At 59.0% G+C, this 24,224-nt stretch carries 18 protein-coding genes; 9 read left to right on the forward strand and 9 right to left on the reverse strand.

Annotated elements, in window-relative coordinates:
• Nucleotides 1-15: 15 nt before the first annotated feature.
• Nucleotides 16-1,752 (reverse strand): SulP family inorganic anion transporter, encoded by a 1,737-nt coding sequence (locus OH764_RS04560; protein ID WP_498848756.1) that lies wholly within the window; start codon nucleotides 1,750-1,752, stop codon nucleotides 16-18.
• Nucleotides 1,753-2,049: 297 nt separating this feature from the next.
• On the opposite strand from OH764_RS04560, the gene OH764_RS04565 reads away from it, so the two are divergent.
• Nucleotides 2,050-3,198, forward strand: coding sequence for a monovalent cation:proton antiporter-2 (CPA2) family protein (locus OH764_RS04565; RefSeq protein WP_498848175.1), 1,149 nt, complete (start codon nucleotides 2,050-2,052; stop codon nucleotides 3,196-3,198).
• An 830-nt stretch (nucleotides 3,199-4,028) separates the two neighbouring features.
• Nucleotides 4,029-4,832, forward strand: a complete 804-nt coding sequence (locus tag OH764_RS04570; RefSeq protein ID WP_498848176.1) for a transglutaminase-like domain-containing protein — start codon at nucleotides 4,029-4,031, stop codon at nucleotides 4,830-4,832.
• Nucleotides 4,833-5,545: 713 nt separating this feature from the next.
• Here OH764_RS04570 and OH764_RS04575 read toward each other — a convergent pair.
• The 3 genes from OH764_RS04575 to OH764_RS04585 are packed head-to-tail and all read right to left on the reverse strand — an operon-like array spanning nucleotide 5,546 to nucleotide 9,797.
• Complete coding sequence (locus tag OH764_RS04575; protein ID WP_498848177.1) at nucleotides 5,546-7,084, reverse strand: outer membrane factor lipoprotein domain-containing protein; 1,539 nt, start codon at nucleotides 7,082-7,084, stop codon at nucleotides 5,546-5,548.
• A complete protein-coding gene (locus tag OH764_RS04580) occupies nucleotides 7,081-8,157 on the reverse strand; it encodes an HlyD family secretion protein (protein ID WP_498848178.1) in 1,077 nt (358 codons plus the stop codon). The genes OH764_RS04575 and OH764_RS04580 overlap by 4 nt, the downstream gene beginning before the upstream one ends.
• A gap of 11 nt (nucleotides 8,158-8,168) precedes the next feature.
• Nucleotides 8,169-9,797, reverse strand: a complete 1,629-nt coding sequence (locus OH764_RS04585; protein ID WP_498848179.1) for an MFS transporter — start codon at nucleotides 9,795-9,797, stop codon at nucleotides 8,169-8,171.
• Nucleotides 9,798-10,387: 590 nt separating this feature from the next.
• Here OH764_RS04585 and OH764_RS04590 point away from each other — a divergent pair.
• Nucleotides 10,388-10,588 (forward strand): copper chaperone, encoded by a 201-nt coding sequence (locus OH764_RS04590; protein ID WP_498848180.1) that lies wholly within the window; start codon nucleotides 10,388-10,390, stop codon nucleotides 10,586-10,588.
• A gap of 62 nt (nucleotides 10,589-10,650) precedes the next feature.
• On the opposite strand, the gene OH764_RS04595 is transcribed toward OH764_RS04590, so the two are convergent.
• A complete protein-coding gene (locus OH764_RS04595; protein WP_498848181.1) occupies nucleotides 10,651-11,325 on the reverse strand; it encodes an antibiotic biosynthesis monooxygenase family protein in 675 nt (224 codons plus the stop codon).
• Between the two features lie 374 nt (nucleotides 11,326-11,699).
• Here OH764_RS04595 and OH764_RS04600 point away from each other — a divergent pair, with 374 nt between their 5' ends.
• A complete protein-coding gene (locus tag OH764_RS04600; protein ID WP_498848182.1) occupies nucleotides 11,700-12,620 on the forward strand; it encodes a LysR family transcriptional regulator in 921 nt (306 codons plus the stop codon).
• Here OH764_RS04600 and mug read toward each other — a convergent pair.
• A complete protein-coding gene (gene mug, locus OH764_RS04605) occupies nucleotides 12,593-13,039 on the reverse strand; it encodes a G/U mismatch-specific DNA glycosylase (RefSeq protein WP_498848183.1) in 447 nt (148 codons plus the stop codon). The genes OH764_RS04600 and mug overlap by 28 nt on opposite strands.
• An 80-nt stretch (nucleotides 13,040-13,119) precedes the next feature.
• Nucleotides 13,120-14,145, reverse strand: a complete 1,026-nt coding sequence (locus tag OH764_RS04610) for a GlxA family transcriptional regulator (RefSeq protein ID WP_498848184.1) — start codon at nucleotides 14,143-14,145, stop codon at nucleotides 13,120-13,122.
• Between the two features lie 335 nt (nucleotides 14,146-14,480).
• On the opposite strand from OH764_RS04610, the gene OH764_RS04615 reads away from it, so the two are divergent.
• From OH764_RS04615 to OH764_RS04635, 5 genes are all read left to right on the forward strand, one after another.
• A complete protein-coding gene (locus OH764_RS04615) occupies nucleotides 14,481-15,059 on the forward strand; it encodes an AraC family transcriptional regulator (RefSeq protein WP_498848185.1) in 579 nt (192 codons plus the stop codon).
• A gap of 221 nt (nucleotides 15,060-15,280) precedes the next feature.
• Nucleotides 15,281-17,146, forward strand: coding sequence for an acetolactate synthase large subunit family protein (gene ilvB / locus OH764_RS04620; RefSeq protein ID WP_498848186.1), 1,866 nt, complete (start codon nucleotides 15,281-15,283; stop codon nucleotides 17,144-17,146).
• Nucleotides 17,147-17,189: 43 nt separating this feature from the next.
• Entirely contained in the window at nucleotides 17,190-17,489 is a 300-nt protein-coding gene (locus tag OH764_RS04625; RefSeq protein ID WP_027775524.1) for an ArsR/SmtB family transcription factor, read from the forward strand.
• A gap of 218 nt (nucleotides 17,490-17,707) precedes the next feature.
• Nucleotides 17,708-18,646, forward strand: a complete 939-nt coding sequence (locus OH764_RS04630; RefSeq protein WP_498848187.1) for an aldo-keto reductase family protein — start codon at nucleotides 17,708-17,710, stop codon at nucleotides 18,644-18,646.
• Between the two features lie 338 nt (nucleotides 18,647-18,984).
• Entirely contained in the window at nucleotides 18,985-21,810 is a 2,826-nt protein-coding gene (locus OH764_RS04635) for a 2-oxoglutarate dehydrogenase family protein (protein ID WP_498848188.1), read from the forward strand.
• Between the two features lie 39 nt (nucleotides 21,811-21,849).
• On the opposite strand, the gene OH764_RS04640 is transcribed toward OH764_RS04635, so the two are convergent.
• Both OH764_RS04640 and OH764_RS04645 read right to left on the reverse strand, forming a co-directional pair.
• Nucleotides 21,850-22,980: an acyl-CoA dehydrogenase family protein gene (locus OH764_RS04640; protein WP_498848189.1), complete on the reverse strand. Its 1,131-nt coding sequence runs from the start codon at nucleotides 22,978-22,980 to the stop codon at nucleotides 21,850-21,852.
• 12 nt (nucleotides 22,981-22,992) lie between these two features.
• Entirely contained in the window at nucleotides 22,993-24,201 is a 1,209-nt protein-coding gene (locus OH764_RS04645) for an acyl-CoA dehydrogenase family protein (RefSeq protein WP_498848190.1), read from the reverse strand.
• Between the last annotated feature and the right edge of the window lie 23 nt (nucleotides 24,202-24,224).

The following is a 24,224-nucleotide window of genomic DNA, read 5'->3' on the forward strand; positions in this document are numbered from 1 at the left end:
TTGATAGCGGATGAGTTATTGCGCTGAGTGCCGCTCGACATACTCATCGACGGCACTCTCCACGGTCGGATGAAACTGCGCATCGCCGAGCACATCGGACATTTCGAAACGTCTGAGCTTGTCTCGCACAGGATCCTTCATTTCGGCGAAGTGCAACGCAATATTGCGCTTGCCTAGTGTTCGCGTCAGCTCTCTGAGCATGTCTGCCGAAGTCACGTCGACGCTGGTTACAGGTTCCGCAGCCACTACGATGGTGCGCACGGGCGTGGGAGACGTATCGACGGCTTCCAGCAGGCATTCCTGAAATAACTCGGCATTGGCGAAAAACAATGGCGCGTCCCAGCGGAACAGAAGCAGTCCCGGAATCCGCATGGCATGCGGATAGCGCTCGATGTCATGGTAGCCGCGAAGGTGTTCCACGCGTCCGAGAATGGCGTAGTGAGGGCGCCAGCCGTCCCACAGGTACTCTATGACTGCGATCACGATTGCGATGCAGATACCGGGAATCGCGCCGAAGGCGGCGACGCCCACGAAGCACACAACGGAAAGCCAGAACTCCCATTGCTGGATTCGGAAGATGCGGCGGAGGTCCGCAAATTCGAACAGGCCGAGGGCTGCGGCAATGACGACAGCGGCGAGCGCGCTATTGGGCAGGTAGCGCATCAGATTGGGCGCGGCAATCAGAAGTATCGCTACCGCCACCGCGCCGACAACACCCGTCACCTGCGTTCTTGCGCCCGCTGCTTCGGCCACGGGGGTTCGCGAAGAACTGCTGCTGATTGGGAAGCCCTGAAAAAAGCCAGCCGCTAAATTGGCCGCTCCTAAGCCGACCATCTCCTGGTTGGGATCCACGCGTGTATGAAATCGGGCAGCGAAGGTCCGTGACAGCACGCTTGTATCCGCAAACGAAATCAGCGCTACCGCACAGCCGCCGAGCAGGATCTTGGTGGGATCGGCATCGCCGATCGATGGCAACGCGAACGACGGCAGACCTTGTGGGATCTTGCCGAGTACTTTGACGCCTCGGCTGTCAAGATCGAAAACGATAACGCTCAGCGTCGCGACGACGACGGCGATAAGGATGCCCGGCACTTTATCGAAGCGTTTTAGCAACAGTATCAGTGCGAGGCTTCCCGCACCGACGGCGAAGCTGTACCAGTTGGTTTTGCCGTCGGCGATGGCGGCGCCAAGCGACAGCAGATCACGCAGGGGCCCGCGATCGTCGAAGGAAATGGCAAAGAGTTTGGGTAGCTGGCTGATCAGGACAGTCAGCGCAATGCCGTTCATGTAGCCGTATCGAATCGGCTTGGAAAGCAGTTCCGTGATGAAGCCGAGGCGGAGGAGCCCCATCACGATACAGAAGAGGCCCGAGACGATCGCCATCATGCTGGCTGTCGCGATCGCGCGCGACGGATCGCTGCCGGCGGTAGCGATGACGACGGCAAGAATCGGCGCGGCCAGCGCGGAATCGGGACCGAGAACCAGAATCCGGCTGGGGCCGAAGACGGCATAAGTCAGCAACGGAACGATCGTCGCATAGAGACCGTAAACGCCAGGTACGCCCGACGCCTCGGCATACGCGATACCGACGGGTACGAGCATCGTGGTGAGCACCAGTCCCGCTGCAAGATCGTTAGGTAGCCAGTTGAGCCGATACGTCCGAAGCATCGTCAAACCGGGCAACCAACGCAACCAGCGCCGCGTGGGCGCCGCAGTTTGTCCACCTTCCGGAACAGGATGGTCGGATTGCATTTGTCGGATGGTTGAGGCGAAAGAGTCGCGATATTGAGTGTCCCGTACTGCCATTTCCGCATGAAGGATAGGCGAGTCAGTGGGGCGCGGTGTATGGGACCATGGTCCAATACCTTCCGCGGCAGGCAATGCGTAGACTGGCTTTTGACGTACTTTCCAGGTCGTTGGAGCGGCGTAAAACGTGCTGTCCGGAATGCGCGATTCTGGAGTAGTTACCGTGCCCCCAATACGTTTGAGTAGAAGACAGGTCTCGGTTTGCTTCAGGGAGGCAGGGTGACCGAGTTGCTGATAGAAGTGGTGATCTTCCTCGTTTCGGCACTGATTGCCGTTCCCCTGTCGGTACGCCTTGGCTTCGGCGCCGTGCTCGGTTATCTCGTAGCCGGCATATTCATCGGCCCATGGGTTTTTAAGCTCATGACCGACGTCGACGCGATCCTGCATTTTTCCGAGTTGGGCATCGTGCTGATGATGTTCGTGATCGGACTGGAAATGCGGCCCGATAGACTGTGGGCGATGCGTCGCACGATTTTCGGCTATGGCACCGTACAAATGGGAGTCTGTGCTGCAGTCCTGTCGGTTGTTTTTATGGGGTTAGGGTTGCCGTGGCGCATTGCGTTGACGGGCGGCCTTGCGCTTTCACTGTCGTCGACTGCAATGGTTATGTCTGAACTTCAGGAGCGGAAGCTGATGGACATGCCAACCGGCCGTGCCGGATTCGGCATTCTCCTGTTTCAGGACATGGCAGCTATCCCCCTGATTGCGTTGTTGCCGTTGCTAGGACCAGCCATGGCCACACCCACGGCGGAGCCGGCATGGCTTGTAGTCTTGAAAGCACTGGCCATGCTCGGTGTGGTGGTGCTTGGCGGCCGCTATTTGCTGCATGTCGTACTGCGCTTGATCACGAGCATCGGAGTCCCAGAGATTTTCACCGCTTTGGCATTACTCTGGGTCATCGGTATCTCACTGCTCATGCAACGCGTCCATCTGTCGATGTCGTTAGGCGCCTTTGTCGCGGGTCTGCTTCTCGCCGACTCGGAATATCGTCACGAAATCGAAGCCGACATGGCTCCATTCAAGGGCTTGCTGCTCGGTTTGTTTTTCATTGCAGTAGGCATGTCGATCGATTTCGGCGTCTTGATGCGCGAGCCTCTTCGTGTGGCAGTACTCGTCGTAGCGGTAGTCGGCATCAAGACGATCGCGCAGTGGTTGCTGGCAGACAAATTCGACGTGCCCGCTCCGCAACGCGGCTATTTCGCCATTCTGCTGTCACAAGGCGGCGAATTCGCGTTCGTGGTGATGGCGGCCTCAATGGCGGCACATGTCATCGATCAGCGCCAATCGTCACTTGTCACACTGGTTGTTGCGCTGTCGATGGTCTCGACGCCCTTAATGCTGCTTTTGCACCGCCGACTAGCGCGGCCATTTCTCAGCGGTGAAGCAGGCTAGAACGGACGCATCCTCAAGCGGTACACCATGTTTTTGCGCTTTGTACCCGGATTCGGAGAAAACGCGAAACATTCGTGCTGGCCAGATCGAATCGAGCAGCTCCCGTGGAGCTCGAATTGCAAACTCGCCTCACTCGTGGACCCGGCTCGTTGTTGTTCTCTGCAGCGTCGGCATGGCTGTAGAAGGCGTGGCAACTCGGTCAACACAGATTGGCAACAGAAAGCCACGCGGAGCCTCCCGGCAGGCCCCATAACGACGCACGGCAGAATCTCTCACCGACTGGCACTTGACGGCCCCCAGACGTTTCGCAGCACCAGCAGCTCATGCCGGTTCCTGGCTCCAAGCGTCGCTTTTAAATAGATCGCGACATTACGCAGAAATGCGCCCAGAATGAGTAGGAGAGCGGCCTCTTCGTGGCCGCCGAAACGGGGGAACAAAATGGCAAAAGGTCAACTGCGTAGTAACCGAGAGGCGAAAAAGCCGAAACAGCCGAAGAAGTCGCCATCACCCGGAACGGATCTGTTCAGGACGCCTCCCTCCAAGGCTTCTGTACCGAGTGCCGTAGCAAAGAAAAAGTAACGACACGCGCACGTGGCGGGCAGCCGCTTTGCCCCATGTGTGTGCGTATTTCAACAAGGTGTACGAGAGCCAGCTAGAAGCAGCGTCGCTGCGGTTTCGCGTGCACCTTTTTTCTGTTCCTTGGCGAGTCACGATCAGCAGAATTGTTATCGCTGATTCGTCGCTCCATCCACCTGACCCACGTCACCGCCGGCAACCGGCATCTCCAGCGCGCAGCGCGTCACGTGTTTTATCAATGAAAGGATGGTCCGATGAAACTTCGCGTGGGCTATGAACTGGTCTATGAGTGCGCACAGCCGACACCGATGATGTTGATGCTGAACACACACTTTTCGCACGCTCAGGACGTGTTGTCCGCTGATCTTCTGGTTGTGAATCCGCCAGTGGCCATTACGCAGTATCGCGATAGCTTCGGCAATCTTTGCAGCCGCCTTGTTGCACCTCAAGGGTCGATCTCGCTTTCGACGAGCGCGCTACTGAATGTCTCCGATCAGCCGGAGACGCGCGGTCCCTTTGACTATCAGCATGCCGTCGAAGCGCTGCCGGACGAGTGCCTCGCGTTTTTGCTCGGCAGCCGCTATTGCGAAACGGATCTGCTGTCCGACATTGCGTGGAAACTATTTTCCGGCACGCCACCCGGCGGTGCACGGGTTCAGGCGATTTGCGACTATGTGCACCGTCATATCGAATTCGGCTACGAATTCGCCCGCCCGACCAAAACTGCGTTCGATGCATGGCAAGAACGCAAGGGCGTCTGTCGCGATTTCGCCCATCTGGCCGTGGCGCTGTGCCGTGCAATGAATATTCCGGCACGCTACTGCACGGGCTATATCAGCGATGTCGGCGTGCCGCCGCCCTGGAGCACAATGGATTTTGCAGCCTGGTTTGAAGCGTATGTCGGCGGCTCATGGCAAACCTTCGATCCGCGCAATAACGTGCCGCGTATCGGTCGGGTCCTGATGGCGCGTGGCCGCGATGCCGCCGACGTGGCAATTAGCAACACGTTCGGCCCGACGAAGCTCATCAAATTCGACGTTCACTGCGCAGCGGAATGACTACGGGCAGGTCCGGCCGAGTGTACGGTCAGGCAGTCGACACACGCGCGGCACGTGCTCGACGCGCCGAGCAAAGACATGGCAAATCGAGTCAATTGCTGAACGATAGCGGTCGAAGCCGCACCGCGTCTCGCGCCAACCTGTCGACACGAAGCGCGGTACGGCCCGCTGTCAGCGCTACCGCAGGTGAGGTGGATGTCGCGCGCGCGAGTTATCGTTGAACGGCGTTGTTCATGGTCGTTCATAGGCTCTCACCCGCGGCGCCTTGCGGTGACATGGGTCGCCATTCGACTTAGTTGCCCCGATAAATATCGCAAGACAAGCCAACAATACAAGGGGCCCCGTCTCGCCCTCTGCCGCTTGCGGTGGAGCCACCGGGTTGCGGCCCGAGAGCGTCGTACCCGGTCGTCGCTGCCATAGGTTGCGACATTGCGGGTTGTGACATGGTCGTACCTGACCCCTGGCTGTTCTGGACAGGCTGGGCAGTTTGCGAATACGCGAGACCCGACGCAGCGGCGATTGCCGTGGCAACCAGCATTGAAGATAACGAAACTTTCATGTTGAACCTCAGTTTGAAGCACGATCCGCTATAGATCGATAGGATCACGAATCGAACCGTGTAGGTTGAACTACATACCTTCTTTTGACCCCTTTGTGCCGCAATTGCCTATCGCGTGTCGATTGTTAGAGCGGTCAGCGTCGCGGCTCAACTCCTAATGCTCCGCTTGCTGCTGGCCATAAGTCGACTCCCAACCACCGCCGAGTACCTTGCAGAGCGTGATGAGGTTAGTGGCGGCGTTCGCTTTGCTGTGTTCAAGATTACTCTGTGCGTCGAGCAACTGCTTTTGCACGTTGAGCACGTCGAGAAAATCGACGGCCCCTGCTTTGTAACGTTGCCGTGCGATCGAAAGCGCGCTCTGATTCAGGCTGACCACTTGTTTGAGCCGATCGTTTCGGCGCTGTTCGGCGTCGTACACGACGAGCGCATCGTCCACCTCGCGCCAGGCCTGTAGCACCGTGCGCTTGTAGACGATAGCGGCTTCCTGCTGTTGCGCCTCGCGCAGGTGCAGTGTTCCTTTCAGGCGGCCGCCCTCGAAGATTGGAAGCGTTATTGACGGCCCAATCACGAATTGGCCGGACGCCCAGTCTGCGAGAGTAGAAAGCTGGAGGCTCTGAAATCCCGCGCTGCCGTTGAGCGATATGCGCGGATAAAAGTCAGCCTTCGCCATACCGATCGTCGCGGTAGCGGCGTGCAACTGCGCCTCGGCTCTCCTGATGTCCGGCCTGCGTTGCACCACTTCCGACGGGAACCCGATAGGCACCTGGCGAGGCAACGCTGGGACGTCACCGGCCTCGCTGAGCATTGGCTGTAGTCCACCCGGCTGCATTCCCAGCAACACGCCAATTGCATTGATCGTTGTTTCGCGGCTCGCCTCGAGTGTCGGAATGAGGCTCTCTATCGACTCTGCCTGCGCGGAAGCGTTCGCCACGTCCAGATTCGTAGTGACGCCTTCACGTACTCGCGTCTCTGTGAGCTTCGTGGCATCGCGGGCGATCGCAAGGTTCTGCTTTGCTATTTCCAGCAGAGCCTGAGTGTCGCGCAGCTGAACATAGTCTCGCGCGAGCTCTGCGCGTGCAGACAGCAGCACAGCGTTCCGGTCCTGATATGACGCCTCGCTCATCGCGGTGGCGGCCTCCACGCCACGCCTTACTCGTCCCCAAAAATCAAGTTCCCACGACGCGTCGAAGCCGAACTGATAGAGGTCGTATGCCGGCGAGCCTTTGTCGCCAGGTAACGCCGCCACGCCGGTCGGCGAAGCACCGGAAGCGGACTGGGTTTGTGTTCCCGTGGGAGTAACACCGAGCAACGACAGAATGCCGTTTATGCTGCCGCGCTCGCGGTTATACGAGGCGGCTCCATTGAGGCTGGGATATTCCTCTGCGCCCACGATGCGCCGCTCCGCCCGACTTTGCAGCAGGCGAGCGGACGCCGCCGCAACATCGAGGTTCGCATCGCCCAGACGTTCTTCCAGCGAATTCAGCGTGGGATCGTTAAGCAGCTTCCACCAGTCGGAGTTGAATTCCGATTCGACCGGGCGGCTCGCTGCTTGCGCGGACTGTGTTCGATTGAACACATCCGGTGCAGCGGCCTCTGGGCGCTCGAAGTTGGGCCCGACCAGACACCCGCTTAGCGCAAAGCACACCAACACAGCCAATGCCGGTGTACGGACGGAAAACTCGCGCGCGTTCATTTGAGGTCTGCCTCCTTGATCGACACATCGGCGGGTTTGCCGACAGCGACTTCAGTTTCGACAGAAAGCCCCACGCTCAATGCAGATGCCGCTTGCTGACCCGGGTCGATGCTGATCTTGACCGGCACGCGCTGCACCACTTTCGTGAAATTACCGGTCGCGTTGTCGGGCGCGATGGGCGCAAAGCTGACGCCGGTAGCGGGCGCAAGACTGTCGATATGACCTCGAATAACGACGCCCGGAAAACTGTCGACCTTGATGCGCACTGTAGCTCCCGGGCGCATTCTTGCAAGCTGGTTTTCCTGAAAGTTTGCGACGACATATGCATCCGTAAGCGGCACGATGGCAAGAAGCGGGGCACCCGGCGTAATGAATGCGCCAATGCGTGCCGAACGCCTTCCGACCTTCCCGTCGATGGGCGCACGAATCTCCGTATAGGAGAGGTTCAGCTTCGCCTGCTCCAGAGTGGCCTGCGCATGCGCGAGGGCGCCGGCTGCTTTATCGCGTTGGGTACGCAGCACGTCGAGGTTTTGCTGGGTGGCGACGAGTACCGCGCGATCGCGCGACTGTTGTGCGAGTTGCTCGGCCAGCGCGCTCGATGCACGCTGTTGTTCCTGCGTCGTGCCCGCGCCGGTTTCGGACAGATTGCGGTAGCGCGATGCATTCGCTTGCGCAAACTCGATGGCTGCTTCGTCGGAGCGAAGCGTCGCGCGGCCCTGATCGACGAGCGACGGATGTCGCGCGATCTCTGCGTCGTAGTTCGCAACGGAGGCTTTCGCGGCGGCCACGTCAGCCTCGGCGCTCATGAGCGCCGCGCGAAAGTCGCGATCATCGATACGCGCGAGCAGTTGGCCGGCCTTCACCTGCTGGTTATCTGCCACCGGCACGTCGGACAACTGGCCTGCGATGCGCGACGCCACCAGGGTGAAATCGGCGGTGACATACGCGTCGTTGGTCGACTCGCTGCCGGGCTCGGCCCACAGCCATATGCAAGCCAGTACAACGACGCAGGGAACCACCACATACGCGGCGAGACGAAGCGTTTTCAAAGGGAGTCGGAAGACAGTTGACATATATTCGTCGATCAGCGGGAAGAGGGAGGCGTGGTGCACCAGGGCGGATAGATACGCGTCGGTAACACGGGCACGAGAAGAAGCAGGGCTATCGCGATGCAGCCCATCACGCGATAAAGGTCCGCGGATGTCAGCACGACGGACTGCTCGTGAATACGGTGCGCAAGTGTGGCAAGGAGGCCGTGATCTTCACCGACGCTTTGCGCTGTAATCAGTGCGCTATTGCCAAGCCGGTCCACGAGCATGCTCGAATGAAAGTGCTGGCGGGCGGTACCTAGCCCCTCGATGAGACTGGTCGCTCCCACTCCTGCGAAAACCTTCACTGTGTTGAACATGGCGGACGCAAACGGGCCATCTGTTGGAGCGAGACCACCGGTCACGCCCATCAGGATCGAGAGAATCACCATGGGCTGTGCTGCAATTTGCAGCGATTGCAGCCAGTAGAAGTTATCGCGCACCCACTCTGACGTCATGAAGCTTCCCATGAAGCAGGTGACGCCCATCAGTGAAATTCCAACGGCGAGGATCCACCGGCGGTCGATCCGCTGGATGTTCAGAACGGCTGCGGTCAGAGGCAGCGCAACCAGTAGAGGCAGCGCGACGAGCAGCGCCAACGGCGTCGTTTGAAGCGGCCGGTAGCCGTGTACCTTTGCAAGGTATTGGGATGGGATGACGGCGATGCCGGTCAGCAGGATCACGGCCCCCGCGAGCGTGAGAAGGCCGTGAGTGAAGTTTCTCCGGCCAAGCAGACGCAGGCCGAAAAACGGCAGCGGATGAAACCACTCGTTCACGATGAATGCGATCAGCAGCAATGCACCACCGCCGAGCATCACGCGGATAAAGCCGGAATTGAGCCAGTCCAGTCGGTCGCCCTGTAATAAGCCAATGACCAGCATCGCAACTGCAGGGCAGCCTGTCACGAATCCGCTCCAGTTGAACGATTTGAAGCGTTCGAGTTTGAGCGGCTCTACAGGAAGCCCTTGCTGAATCGCGATACAGCTCAGAAGGCCTAGCGGCACGATCTGCCAGAAAGTCATCCGCCAGTTCACATATTCGGTCCACAGCGCGGCGAGCGGAATTCCGAGTGCGGGCCCGAACGTTGCAGTCAATGCGTAGCCAGCAAGTCCATAGAGCTTGATCTTCGGCGGAAGATAGCGCAGTGCTGCGATGATCAGCATCGGAGGAAGGCATCCGCCGGCTATTCCCTGGAGTACTCGCAGCACATACAGTGTCGGCAGATTCGGTGCCAGCGGGCAAAGAAATCCGAACACCATGGTGGCCACTACCGCGCCGATCGTGAACCGCTTGAGCGTGAGCGTCATCGCGAACCATGGCGCAAATACCATCGTGGTCACGTTTGCTGCCTCGAAAAGAGCAGTCAGCCACGTTCCGTCGTCGTGTCCGATCGACAGCGCGCCGCGGATGTCCGTCAGCGCGACCGCCGTCACCTGCTCATTGACTATCGCCAGCAATGAGGAGAGAAGCATTCCAACCAGCCCGATTGCGAGGCGAGGCGACAACGCAGATGTCGCAGCGTTCTTTGGAGCTGGACTGTCTGCTTCCCGTAAGGCGACCGGTGCCGACGAACTGACTTCCTCCGGTTCTGCCGTTCCAGTTGTCCGTGGCGTTGCGATGTTCATGAGGTATGCAGATCTACCAGAATGGTTGGGCTTTTGCGCCGGGCACCGAGCTTGCCGACGCTCGGTAGTGTTAAATAACGAGCGGAGTCGGCGTACGGTTCACTTCTTTGCCCTCGTAGTTCCTGCGCGTCTGTTCAACGTATTACTGCGCTGCAGGACTACCACATCGAGGTTGATTAATTCTAGGAGACCAGCCGACCTTCATGAAAGACAATGGAGCTTGTGCATTTGGCCATTCCGTTTGCGAATCGGGCCAACGAGTCCGAGCGCGCTCATGCATGCGCGTGTTCTGGAATACTCTCTTTCGATTCGACGAGCCAATCAACATGGTCGTGCTGGAGACAGTACGAAGACGTGTAGCGCACGAGGCGTACGGTGGCCATTTCTGATCGTTTTTGGGCCAACGCAAGAGGGCAGGCTTTCCAATGGCACATACGACACCCATAGTTAGGACAAGCCGGTGATGTGCCGTCGCGCCATATTTCTTCTGAAGGTGCATCGCCATGAACCGTGAGCTGGCTTGCATGCAGCCTGATGTCTGGTGCGGAGAATGTGTGCAGCCGTCATGCTATTGACTGAACAGGTGAGACATGAAATTTTCAATGAAGAAAGACATTCAAACAGGCGACGTTCCGACCATTGAGCATGCAATGAAGATGGTCGACGCAGACGCTAAAGTTAGCGTGAACGTCAATGCAAGAACCGTGAGCGTCGATTCGTGGTTGATGCCGGAGGAGTTCCTCGTCGCTTTCGTCGACGAAGACTATGACGTGCGCATTGTCGAGGCATAGGCTGACGGTACTCGGGCGAATCGGGAGGCGACATAGAGCCGCCTCCCGGTTCGCCCCACGCGCTAGGCAGCAGGCTGCGCGTCGCTGAAGTATTGAGGTGCTTCACGGCGATCGAACATTCCATACTCGCGCACCACACGAATATGTCGCAGGTGCACATTGGCCGGCAGCGTGGCTTCTCGCTGGAACGCCCGCGCGGCCTCCAGATCGCGCCACGTCAGCACCGCGATCGCATCGCCGGGCGTCATTAGCGCATCGAATACGTCCCACGCAACCAGACCGGAAGCCGCAACGTCGAGTCCCATTGACTTCACAACTGCCTCTGCTCCTGCCTGTCTGAGCCACTCCGGATCGTACGTCGCACTGAGGAGCGTCACCGCCGTGCCTGCTCCTGTCTCCGTCACATCAAGACGTTGTTCAAGCAGCACTTCGCCCTCAGGCAGGCAGGTGTCCGCGACGACCTGTCCAATTCGCAGGCGATAGTCGGAAAACACGCGGTCGCGCGCTGCCTGTTGTACCTGATGATGCTTCGTCGTGGTGCGCCAGCGCACGAGCGACTTCTCATCGCGCCAGGTCGACAGCGAAAGAAGCCACCCGTCGCGCGTCAAACTTGCATAGCGGTTGTTGTCGATAAACCCCACGATCTTTTCGAGTTCTGGGCGTAGCATCTTTGCCATGCCGAGATACAGATCAAACTGCTCACGTAGAGGATGGACTTCGAGCATTGCAGAAAACATTCCGGATTCTTCCTTTGCTTGGCGATACGATTGGCCCGCAGTCGGGTGATTGGCTGCATTGATTGTCTGCGACGCATCGAATTTACTGAAGCGCAAGCGCGTCCCATATTGGGCCAATAAGTTCGGCAAATTTGCCAGTCCGCTGGCGCGTGTCATGACAGCCGTCGCGCGGGGACGAGCGTCTTCTTCCGTCAGACCAATAGTGCGGATGCGAACGCAGCTAACACAGCGAACACTTTGTGCATTGGATTTAGGTCCGCCTTAAATAGCCTGCGCTCGGCCAATCCCGGTCTTCTTTGGGCCAGGTTGAAGAGACGAAGCATTCCGATGCCTACAATCGCGAGGTGCGCAGCAGATGACCGATAGGAGTTGAAATGGACAAATTGCGCGAGATGGAGGTTTTTGTCGCCATCGTCGATCGTGGCAGCTTTACGGGGGCATCGGAGAAGCTCGGAATGTCGACACCCGCGGTCTCACGGGCACTGAATTCGCTTGAAGCGCGGCTTGGCACGCAATTGCTCGCACGGACCACTCGCACGGTTCGGCCGACTGACGCAGGCGTCGTTTACCTCGATGCCTGCCGGAAAGTGCTGGACGCTATCACCGAAGCCGACGCGAATGTCGCAGCAGACCACTTGAATCCCGTCGGCACGTTGACGGTATCGGCGCCGGTTCTATTCGGGCAGCGGTTCGTTGCGCCCTTGATCAACGCGTTCGCGCTGCGCTACCCCGAGGTCAACGTCAATGCCGTCTACGCCGATCGCACGACTCGGCTACTGGAAGAAGGCGTGGATATTGCGATCCGTATTGGCCACCTCGGAGATTCGACGATATTCGCCGTGCCACTAGGGGCGGTGCGACGCCGGACCTACGCGGCGCCTGCGTACCTCGCGGCGCGTGGTGAGCCCAGCCATCCCAGGGATCTGATGAACCACCACTGTGTGTCGTTTACCGGTGTGTCCAGTCCGTTCGAATGGGTGTTCAACGAGAATGGATCAAGACTGCCGGTGCGGCTTCAGCCACGGATGATTGTCGATCTGTCTCCCGCTGCGGTACTGGCAGCACTCGATGGCGTAGGCATAACTCAACTGCTGTCGTATCAAGCGGCGCCGGAGGTGCTCGATGGCAAGCTGCGATCCGTGCTGAGAGCGTTCGAGCCCGAGGCTACGCCAGTGAATCTGCTGCATATCGAGCGGCGGGGCGCGAGCGGTAAGGTGCGCGCGTTTGTGGATTTCGTCACGGATAGCCTGCGCAGCAACCCGCACCTTCAGGACGAAGACGCAACGGCCACGTAAAGTTCGCGGTAGGCACTCACCAGCGAATCGAGGCTATATGCGCGATTGAGGCCACTCGGGTTGGGCAGCACCCATGCGCGCGCACCGCCGAATGTGTCGGCCTGCAAGCCCCATTGGATATCGCGCCTGCCGGACATGGCCGAGAGCGCCATCTTCCCGAGAAAGGCGATATACCGCGGCGCATAGTGTGCGATTTTGTGCCGGAAATCAGATGCGGCCGCTTCTATCTCCAGTTGCGAAAGCTCGTCCGCTCGTGCAGTTGGACGCGAGACCGCCGTGGTGAGTCCACAACCATAGCGGGGCAAAGTGCGGTCATCTTCAGGACGAATCTGTTCCGGAGTAAAGCCTGCGAGGTGCACCGTCCGCCAGAAGCGGTTGTTTCTACCTTCGAAGTGATGGCCTGTCGCTGCAGCACGCATGCCAGGATTTATTCCGCAAAATATCAGCGACAGACCTGGCTCTAGAACATCCGGAAGCGATTGAGCGTCGATTGCGCAACTCACAGATAACTCGCGCTTTGAGCCGCCACCGGCATGCCGGTGCCCGTATTTGTCCGCGGACGGGACTCGACCGTGCCGCGGAATCGCTGGCGATATTGTTTTGGCGTGACATTGAGCCGACGGGCGAAGGTAGTCCGCATCTGCGTGGCACTGTGAAAGCCGCACTTGAAGGCGACGGTTTTTAGCGGAGCGTCCGAGTCTTCGAGCAGCTTTCTCGCCGTATCTACGCGGACCTGTTCGACAAACGCCGAAGGCGTGACCTTTGCATATTTGGCGAAGAGGCGTGAAAAAGTGCGCCGGCTGACAGAAACAGCGGTGGCAAGCTGCTCGATCGATAGCGTGTCGGTTATATGTTCGGTCACATACTGATGGACTTTGCCGATAATCGGATTGTCATCCTTGCCGGCCCCGATGTAAGGGCTGTACTGCGATTGACCGCCTTCTCGCTGGATATATACAACGAGGCGTTTTGCGACTCGCACCGCCATTTCGTGTCCCCAGTCTTCGGCAACGAGCGAAAGACAAAGGTCGATTCCCGCTGTCACGCCAGCAGATGTAAACAACCGGCCGTCGCGAATGAAGATCCGGTCGGGCTGCACGCAGGCCAAAGGGAAGTCGCGCGCGAGGCGGGCGGCTTCTGCCCAATGGGTCGTTACTTGCTTGCCGTCGATCAGTCCGGCGTGGCCGAGTACAAACGCTCCATTGCACACTGAACCGAACCGTGCCGCGCCATATGCCTGCGTTTGCAACCACTTCAGAAATTCGTCCGGTGGCCGGTAATCTGGCAGGCTTGGTCCCCCCGCGACGAGAACCAGATCGAACTGGACGAGAGAATCCGAAAAAGCCGACGGCACGGAAAGTTGCATCCCGTTGGAGCACGTCACAGTGCCGGCTTTGCTTCCGACAAGCGACACCTCATAGCGTTGATGCTCGGAGAGATTTGCATTCGCTTCCGCGAATACATCGAGTGGGCCTGCAACGTCCAGTGCCTGCACACCATCGAATGCGACAATGGCGACTTTCATGCCGTGACCTTCATCAAATAGGAACGCGCTTCCGTTACCAGCATGAGCCCACGCCCCTTCATGGGGGCGCCATGCAACGCAATAAACGACGGCAACGAGCGATGGCCTAGCTTACAGCAATGGCCACATACCGGGCCCGCCGTAACCGTTAAATGACTTTTGCGTCAGTGTAAAGAACGGACAAAAACTCACGGCGATGCCAGCGGCACGACGTGGCCCAAATTCCGCGCTGATTGGCCAGCTATCGCGGGATCTACGCATTCCGGGGCGACGTCGATTGGTTAAAGTGATTTCAAGGATCGATCTATTTGAGTGCACTCGCGGAGTAACGGCGCATGCGTGTCGGAATGATGGTGTATTCAGGTTTTCAACTGCTAGAGGTAAGTTGCCCAATGGACGTGTTCCAGGAAGCGAACCGTGTATGCGGCACCGCGTTCTACGAGCAGCACGTTGTTGGGCCGCGTCCCGGGCCGGTGACATGCTCGAACGGCACCGCGGTGGGCACCACAGCGTCTCTGCGCGATTTGCAGACATCGTTCGACATTGTCATGGTGCCCGGTTCTCCGGCGACAGGTTCGGAGCGCGAGCATCACGAACTGGTGAAATGGCTCACGAACGCTGGACGCAGCGCGAGCAAGGTCGCGTCGGTGTCGAACGGTGCTTTTCTCGTGGCGCGTGCGGGTCTTGCGAACGATCGCTGGCTGACCACGCGTGAGCGCGACGCGCAGCGTCTTGCAAGCGACTATCCATTGGTACACGTTGCAACGGATCGAATCTGCTTGAAGGACGGCAATCTTTATTCGTCAGGCGGCGTGAGTGCCGGTATTTATCTCGCGTTGGCTCTCGTCGGAGAAGATCTGGGCGAGCACATCGCCGGCGACGTTGCGAAAGCACTGTTGCCTCCAGGCATTTAAACCGAGGCGTGTGCCGAAAACGCGCTGGAACGACCGCGTTTCCTTTTCCGCAACGCTGTGGCGATGCGGTGGCCCGGATGTGTTCTCTTTTGGCCCGTAGAGCGCCTGCATCGTTGAGCGTGCTGTCTGGATCGTTGGCAGAATCGACTTCATGTTCTTCCGGCCCATCGCCGGTAAGACCTGGCCGTTGATCCCACGGCGGTTCTCCACACGAGTCAGCCATGACCACCCATCCGAACGTTGCTTCAAAAGTCTGTCCGGCACCAACGCTTCCCGGCGAACCAATGTCGGGCGCCGACATTATCCTGCGCGTACTTGCGGAGCAGGGCGTCGATACGCTATTCGGATATAGCGGCGGCGCGATCCTGCCGACTTACGACGCAGTGTTCCGTTTCAATGAATCACATGCCGCAAACCCCGAGCGTCAGATCAAATTCGTCGTGCCGGCCAACGAACAGGCGGCGGGTTTCATGGCGGCCGGCTATGCGCGCGCGAGCGGAAAAGTAGGTGTGTTCATGGTGACGTCCGGGCCTGGCGCGACCAATGCAGTCACGCCGATCGCCGACTGTAACGGCGATTCGATTCCCGTCGTCCTCATATGCGGGCAGGTGCCGCGTGCGGCAATCGGCAGCGACGCTTTCCAGGAGGCGCCGGTCTTCAACATCATGTCGGCCTGCGCCAAACAGGTGTTTCTCGTCACCGATCCCGCCAAACTCGAACAGACATTGCGCACGGCATTCGAAATCGCGCGCACCGGCCGCCCTGGCCCGGTCGTGGTAGATGTGCCAAAGGACATCCAGAACTGGGTCGGTCAATATCACGGGCAAGGCACCTTGCACTTTCGCGGCTACTCCGACCGGTTGCGATTGGTAGCTAACGGTGCTCGCCTTGACGAGCAAAAGGGCGCCCAGTTCTTCGATCTCCTCAGACAAAGCGAGCGACCGCTCCTGTATGTGGGCGGCGGTGTTATCGCGGCAGGAGCAACGGCCGAACTGCGTCAGTTCGTGGAGCGTTACGAGATCCCGGTCGTGACGACGTTGATGGGTCTTGGCGCGATACCTGCGCAACACCCGCTATCGCTCGGCATGCTCGGCATGCACGGCGCCGCCTGCGCGAATTACGCGGTTGAAGATTGCGACTTCCTGATTGCGGTGGGCGCACGATTCGACGACCGGGTCGCCGGCGGCCGACCCGACATGTTCGCCGCAGGCGCGCGCCACGTCGCACATATCGACATCGACGAGGCGGAGATCAACAAGGTCAAGCGCGCGCACTGGAGTCACATAGGCGACGCGAGGCAGGCATTGCGTGCATTGATGGAGCACGAGTCCATTGCTCTGTCGTCCTCCGGATGGATCGGCTGGGTGACGGAACTGAGGCAGCGCCACGGGATGAACTATGACCGTAGCAACCCGCTGATTCAGCCGCAGCGTGTGATTGAAAAGCTCAGCGAGATCACCGGTGGGCGCGCAATCATCAGCACAGGTGTAGGCCAGCATCAAATGTGGACCGCGCAGTTCTACCAGTTCACCGAGCCTCGAAGCTTTCTCACCTCGGGCAGCATGGGCACGATGGGCTTTGGTCTGCCCGCGGCGATCGGCGCTCAACTGGCGCGCCCTGATGCACTGGTTATCGACATCGACGGTGACGGCAGTATCCGCATGAACGCTGGAGAACTCGAAACGGCCAGCACGTATGGCGTCCCGGTAAAGGTCTTGCTGCTCAACAATCGCGGTGACGGGATGATCCGCCAGTGGCAGCGTCTCTTTTACGAAGGACGCACTTTCGTGAGCGACAAGGCTCTTCATCGCAAGGACTTTGTGATGGCGGCGCGAGCGGACGGCTTCGAGTTTGCCCGTCGCGTCGAAACGGCGAGCGAACTCGAGGAGAAACTGAAAGCATTCGTGGCGTTCGAGGGACCCGCCTTTCTGGAAGTGATGATCGATCAGAACGCCGACGTATTTCCAATGGTAGGTCCGGGTCAAAGCTATTCGAACATGATCACAGGGCCGTTCATACCGTCGCGGTCCGATCCGGAACCGGGAAAGGAAGGGGCAGTGCGCCTTCAGGCCGCGGACATGTTCTGAGCATGCTTTCGATGCTTTCTATTTTCATTCTCGGCAAAACGCCATGATTGACGTCGACCTGATTCATAAGGCGCTAGCGAATCCCTTCCGGCGACAGATTCTCGCGTGGTTGAAGACGCCGGACGAAGTTTTTGCACAGGGTCACATCGATTTCAGTCACGGCGTACCACCGAACGCGATTCACGCGCGCAGCGGTCTATCGCAGTCTACGGTCTCGGCGCACGTTGCAAGCCTGGTGGAGGCGCAGCTTGTGGTGCCGACGCGAGTAGGCCAGTGGGTCTTTCTATCGCGCAATGAAGAGGTGATCCGCGAATTTGCCAGGCAGGTCAGCTTGCATTTGTGACTGCGGCGCGCGGCGCATCGCGTCTCTTCTCTTCGTCGAAATCGTCCGGTGTTCTTCACAAATCGTCCTATGCTGGAAGTCGAGACGAGCGTTGAACAATTGCGAAGGCACAGTCTTCGCTCCAGGTTCGATGCGTGACATTGGCCCTGACTCTCTGCCACGACCGGAGTGCCCGGTTGCGGAACCTGTGTGGCGCCACTCAATGCGGAGGTATCGTCATGATCGAGCCTTGCGATTTCCGGCTCAAAAGAATTGCGCTGAACCACGGAGGCGGCTCGATGCCCGCAATCGGCTTTGGCACGCTGATCGCAGATGCTGCCATCACGACAAGCGCCACGAAAGACGCGCTGGAAGCGGGCTATCGGCACTTCGATTGTGCGGAGCGCTATCGCAACGAGCGCGAGGTGGGCGAAGCGTTACAAGCGGGACTTGCAGCGGGAGGAATCGCACGCGAAGAAATCTTCGTGACCACGAAGCTATGGAATTCGAATCATCGCCCGGAGCGTGTCAAACCGGCTTTCGACGCAAGCCTTGAAAGGCTTCGACTCGACTATCTGGATCTTTATCTTATTCATACGCCGTTCGCATTCCAGGCGGGAGATGAGCAGGATCCCCGTGACGCAAATGGAAACGTCCTCTACGACGAAGGAGTAACCCTGCTCGATACATGGCGGGCGATGGAAGATCTGGTCGACGGGGGAAGATGTCGCGCGATCGGTCTGTCCGACATCGGCCTCGATGATCTGGTACCGCTCTATGAATCGGCAAGAATCAAGCCGGCCGTGGTTCAGGTCGAGGCGCATCCTTATCTTCCAGAAAACGAACTCCTGGAGTTCTGCAAGAAAAGAGAGATCGTGTTTCTGGCGTTTGCGCCGTTAGGTCACGGAATAAGACCCGGGCCGCTCGAAGATCCGGTCGTCTCAAGGATTGCTGCGCGGATCGGCAAGACGCCTGCACAGGTACTGCTTGCATGGGCGGTGCAGCGTGGCACCGCCGTCCTGACGACGCCGAAGACCGCCGCGCGTGCCCGCGAAAATTTCGACATTTCAGCCCTTCCCGCCGATGCCTTTGACGAGATCAATCGCATCGAGACCAGGCAGCGGTTCAACCAGGTCGTGAAGACCGGCAACCCGGGATTTATCCCGCGCATTGAATGAGGTTGCGATCTGGCGCAGTGCTGGCCAGAAACGAGCGTGAAATGTCCCGAAACCGTTGAAGCGAGTGCGTCAGTCATAACCCTTAGAACCTAAACTGTTCTCATCAGTGGTCAAAAGACTGCTGGTCCTGGCGAGCACAGGGATCTGGTGACTTAAGTCATCAGGTTTTGCACAAGTCGACGCGAGCAGGATGGCGATGAACGTTGCCTCCTTTCGCAGTCGGATCTTTGTCTTCGTGTACCTGTGAATGCAATGGCCTGGTCAAGACGGCAACGGTGCCGCCATAGCCAGATTTTTCGCGGACACCGGGCGTGGGCCCGATTGAGGACAGAGTCATCATGATGATGCGCAACCGCAACACCTCCTTTCTTTTTGGAGGCAACGCTCCTTACGTGGAGGAGCAATACGAAACCTACCTTGCCGACCCGAAAACGGTATCGGACGAGTGGCGCGGATATTTCGACGCGTTGCAGGAAGTGCCGGCGCTCGATGGATCGGACGCGGGCGACGTCGCCCATGCGCCAGTCGTGTCGCGCTTCGTCGAGTTGGCGAGGCACACGCAAACGGGCGGGCGCTCAGAAAGCGACGTACTCAGTTTCGCCCGCAAGCAAGTCGCGGTACAGGCGTTGATTTCTGCGTATCGAATGGTCGGTACCCGCAATGCTCATCTCGACCCGCTGCGGTGGACCGCACCCGCGCCAGTGCCTGAATTAAACCCGAGCTACTACGATCTGTCCCACGCGGACATGAACACGAGATTCAGCACGTCAGGCACCTATTTCGCGGACGACGATACAACCCTCGGCGATCTGGTGCAGGCGCTGACAGAAACCTATTGCAGGACGCTCGGCGCAGAGTTCATGCATCTTGCCGATCCGGATCAGCGCAACTGGTGGCCAATGCGCCTCGAGTCGTCACGTTCGAAAGCGACACTGGATAAGGGTGACAAGCTGCACATTCTCGAGCGGCTCACGGCTGCCGAGGGCCTGGAAAAATACCTGCACGCCCGCTATGTCGGTCAAAAGCGCTTTTCTCTCGAAGGTGGCGAGTCGCTTATTGTGCTGCTCGACGAGTTGATTGCGTACGGCGCCACGAAAGGAGTCAGAAGTTCTATTCTCGGCATGGCACATCGTGGGCGTCTGAACGTTCTCGTCAATATTGTCGGCAAACCGCCGGCTGCGTTATTCGATGAGTTCGAAGGCAAAACGGCGAATCTTCTCCCGGCCGGCGACGTCAAATATCACAAAGGCTTTACTGGCCAGTTGCCCACGGCAACCGGTCTTGCCGAAGTCACCCTCGCGTTTAATCCGTCGCACCTCGAAATAGTCAATCCGGTCGTTCAAGGTATTGCCCGGGCGCGCGCCGAAGTATTGGGGCAAGGTTCGGCCGCTGTTCTGCCTGTCGAGATTCACGGCGACGCCGCTATTTCAGGTCAGGGCATCGTCATGGAGACGATGAATCTTTCCAACACGAAGGGCTACGGCACGGGCGGCACGATTCATATAGTGGTGAACAACCAGGTTGGCTTCACTACGTCTGATCCGAGAGACGTTCGCTCATCGTTCTATAGCACCGACATCGCGAAGATGATCGAAGCACCGATCCTGCACGTCAACGGCGACGACCCCGAAGCGGTGGTTGCCGCGACACGTCTTGCAATCGACTTCCGAGCGACGTTTCACAAGAGCGTCGTTATTGAACTCGTCTGCTTCCGCCGCCACGGCCACCAGGAACAGGACACGCCGAACATCACGCAACCGCTGATGTATCGGTCCATTGTCGGCCACCCCGGCGTTCGTACCGTCTATGCCGAGAAGCTTCTCGACGAGCGGCTTCTGGCGGCTGAGGACGTCGAGAAGTATGTTCACGAGTACCGTGAGCGTCTTGATGCCGCGCAGAGCGCCGAAGAGCAGAAGCCAGTCGACCAGAAGAACGATGAAGCGAACTGGCCGCAACTACTCGATGGAAACGTGGGCCGGATCTATTACGCTCCACCATTGCCGGGCCTGGTGGAGACGCTGGCGCACAAGATCACCGAAGTGCCCGAGCAATACTCGCTGCATCCGCTAGTTGCAAGAGTCATGTCGGCTCGCCGGGACATGGCGGAAGGCAAGCGTCCGCTGGACTGGGGGATGGCCGAGCATATGGCTTTCGCCTCTTTACTCTCCGCGGGCATCGACGTGCGCCTGAGCGGGCAGGACAGCGAGCGCGGCACATTCAGCCATCGTCACGCGGTACTGCATGATCAGAACCGGTCGATTCGCGGAGAAGGCACCTACGTGCCGCTTCACCATGTATCCGAACGCCAGGGGCGGTTTTCGGTCACGAACTCGGTTTTGTCCGAGGCTGCGGTTCTCGGTTTCGAGTACGGGTACTCCGTTGTTCGGCAGAACTCGCTCGTATTGTGGGAAGCGCAGTTTGGCGACTTTGCTAACGGCGCGCAGGTTGTGATCGACAACTTCCTGTCGGCAGGCGCGGCAAAGTGGGGGCAACATAGCGGCGTAACGATGCTGCTGCCGCACGGTCAGGAAGGAGAAGGGCCGGAGCACGCGTCCGCGCGGCTAGAGCGATATCTGCAACTTTGCGCGCAGGACAATATGCGAGTGTGTCAGCCTACAACGCCCGCCCAGATGTTCCACCTGCTGCGTATGCAGGCGGTGCTCGCCGAGCGCGTTCCGCTCATTGTCATGACGCCGAAATCGCTTTTGCGCCACCCCGAGGCGGTCAGCAGCCTCGACGATCTCGCCACCGGCCGATTCAATGAGATCCTTGCCGAGTCGCCGACTGCAGAAGCGGCGTCCAGAATCGACCGCGTGATTCTGTGTTCGGGCAAGGTCTACTTCGAGCTTCTGGAGCGTCGGCGCAAGGCGCAAAGGGACAACATCGCGTTGATTCGCGTTGAACAGTTGTATCCGTTCCCCGCGAAGCAAATCAGCGCGCAGTTACGGCGCTATCCGAATCTGAAGAGCGTGGTGTGGTGTCAGGAAGAGTCCAAGAACCAGGGTTCCTGGAGCTTCGTATTGGAACCGCTGCTGGACATTGTGCAAGCGCCCGCGGCGCTGCGTTACATTGGACCCGAGGCAACGGCATCTACTGCGCCCGGTTATCGGTCAATGCACGTTGCTCGCCAGGAACAGTACCTGCACGCAGCTATCGATGAGTGAACGGGGTGGCGTGAGTCAATCACAGACACGGTTATGACTTTACTCACGTCCCAAGCGCACGAATCTATCCAGGTGATGATCCTCATCTCCAAGCTGATGATCGATCATCACAAGCCGCTTCGCATAATGAGCGAGCGGCAACTCCCACGTCATGCCTATGCCGCCGTGCAGTTGAATGCTCTCTTGTGCGACCAGTGCGCCGATCCTGCCGATGCTGTACTTCGCCGCCGACACCGCACGCTCCCGCACCGTGCGCTGTGCACCGAGCGCTGCTGCAGCATTGATTACCGCTGAACGCGCCTGCTCGATTTCCAGCAGCATGTCGGCCATTCTGTGTTGCAGCGCCTGGAAGCTGCCTATCGCCACGCCGAACTGCTTGCGCGTGCGCAGGTAGTCGAGCGTGTAGTCTTTAGCGACGTCCATCGCGCCGACGGCTTCTGCACACAACGCGAGCACACCACATGCAATCGCATACTCGAGCGTCGGGAAACCCGCACCTTCCGCGCCAAGCAGCGATTCTTCGCCGAGTTTGACATTGTCGAACGTGACTTCGGCCGCGCGTCCGCCGTCAATCTTCGGATAGCCTCGCACGCTGACACCCGCTGCGTCCCGAGGCACGAGAAAGAGCGCTATGCCTTCCTCTGAATCGTCGTCGCCGACGGTCCGCGCAGACACGAGGAAGAGTGCGGCGTGCTCACCGTAATGCACGACTGCTTTAGCGCCATTCAATTGCCACCCGTTGCCCTCGCGTTGGGCGCGCGTGGTGACACGCGAGAGTTCGTAATGGCCGCCGGGTTCGCCATGCGCGAGTGCGGCGATACGCGAGCCGTCGATCAATTCGCCCAGCAGAGCGCGTTGCGTGGCGTTGCCGCTTCGTGCGACGGCCTGTCCCACAACAAGCGTATCGAGGAACGGTTCGACCACGAGGCCGCGGCCCAAGCTCTCGAACACCACCGCAATGTCGAATCCGCCGCCACCAAAGCCGCCGTTCGCTTCATCGAAGAGGGCGCCGATAATACCCAGCTCTGCGAAACGACTCCACAGTTCAGGGCTAAAACCTTGAGGCGAGCGGGCGATCCTGTCGCGCGTCTCGAACCCGTACTGCTCGCTGACGAAGCGGTTCAGCGTATCCGCAAGCATGCGGCGATCTTCGGTGTGCTGGAAATTCATGACGTGCGTCTCCTACAGTCCGAGGATCATTTTAGAAATGATGTTCTTCTGGATTTCGTTTGAGCCGCCGAAAATCGACAGCTTGCGGTTGTTGAAATACAGCGACGCCGCGCTCGCCGCTTCTTCGGGACCAACCGGTGCCCCTTGATAACTGTCGTGCAATGCTTCTTCGATGAACGGCTGCGCATACGGCCCCATCGCGCGGCGCGTCAGCGACGAGATTTCCTGGCGAATCTCCGTGCCGCGAATCTTCAGCATCGAACTCTCGGCACCCGGCACGCCGCCGCCTGCTACTGCCGCAATCACGCGCAAGTTGGTCGTCTTCATGTTCTCCAGATCTATTTCGACGCGTGCCATGCGCGCCGCGAATGCCGGATCTTCGCAAAGCGGCCGGCCGTTGCGCTGCTGTTTCGCCGCAATCTTGCGCAGCCGGTTGAACGCCGCGACGGAGAACCCTACGCCGGCAATATTCGTGCGCTCGTACGTGAGTAGATATTTGGCGTACGTCCAGCCTTTGTTTTCCTCACCGACGAGGTTCTCAGCTGGCACTCGCACGTCGGTGAAAAATACCTCGTTCACTTCATGCTCGCCATCGAGCGTGATGATCGGCCTCACTTCGACGCCCGGCGTTTTCATATCGACCAGCAGGAAGCTGATGCCTTCCTGCTTGCGTACGTCGGTTGCGGTGCGCACGAGACAGAAGATCATGTTCGCGTAGTGGCCGAGCGTGGTCCAGGTCTTCTGGCCGTTCACGATGTAGTGCTCGCCGTCGGCGTCGACGCCGCGCACGGCAGTGGTCTTGACCGAAGCGAGATCGGACCCTGCGCCGGGTTCGGAGTAGCCTTGGCACCACCAATCGGAACCCTCGAGAATACGCGGCAGCCAATACCGCTTCTGCGCTTCACGGCCGTATCTGATCAACACCGGTCCGAGCATGTTGACGCCGAACGGCACGATGCGCGGCGCTCCGGCCAGCGCACATTCGTTTTCGAAGATGAACTTCTGCACTGCGGTCCAACCCGGTCCGCCGTATTCTGCCGGCCAGTGATTTGCGAGCCAGCCGCGCTCGTTCAGAATCGCATGCCACCCGGCCATGTCGTCGCGCGTGAGGCGCCGGCCGCCATGCACCTTGTCGGCGAGGTGCTGTGGAAGTTTGTCGCGCAAAAACGCAAGCACCTCTGCGCGAAAGGCTTCTTCTTCGAGTGTGAAGTTCAGATCCATGACTGTTCCTTCGTGATGTTCAA

Origin of the sequence: Burkholderia sp. M6-3, assembly GCF_050858985.1 — a bacterium.
Classification (GTDB): domain Bacteria; phylum Pseudomonadota; class Gammaproteobacteria; order Burkholderiales; family Burkholderiaceae; genus Paraburkholderia; species Paraburkholderia caledonica.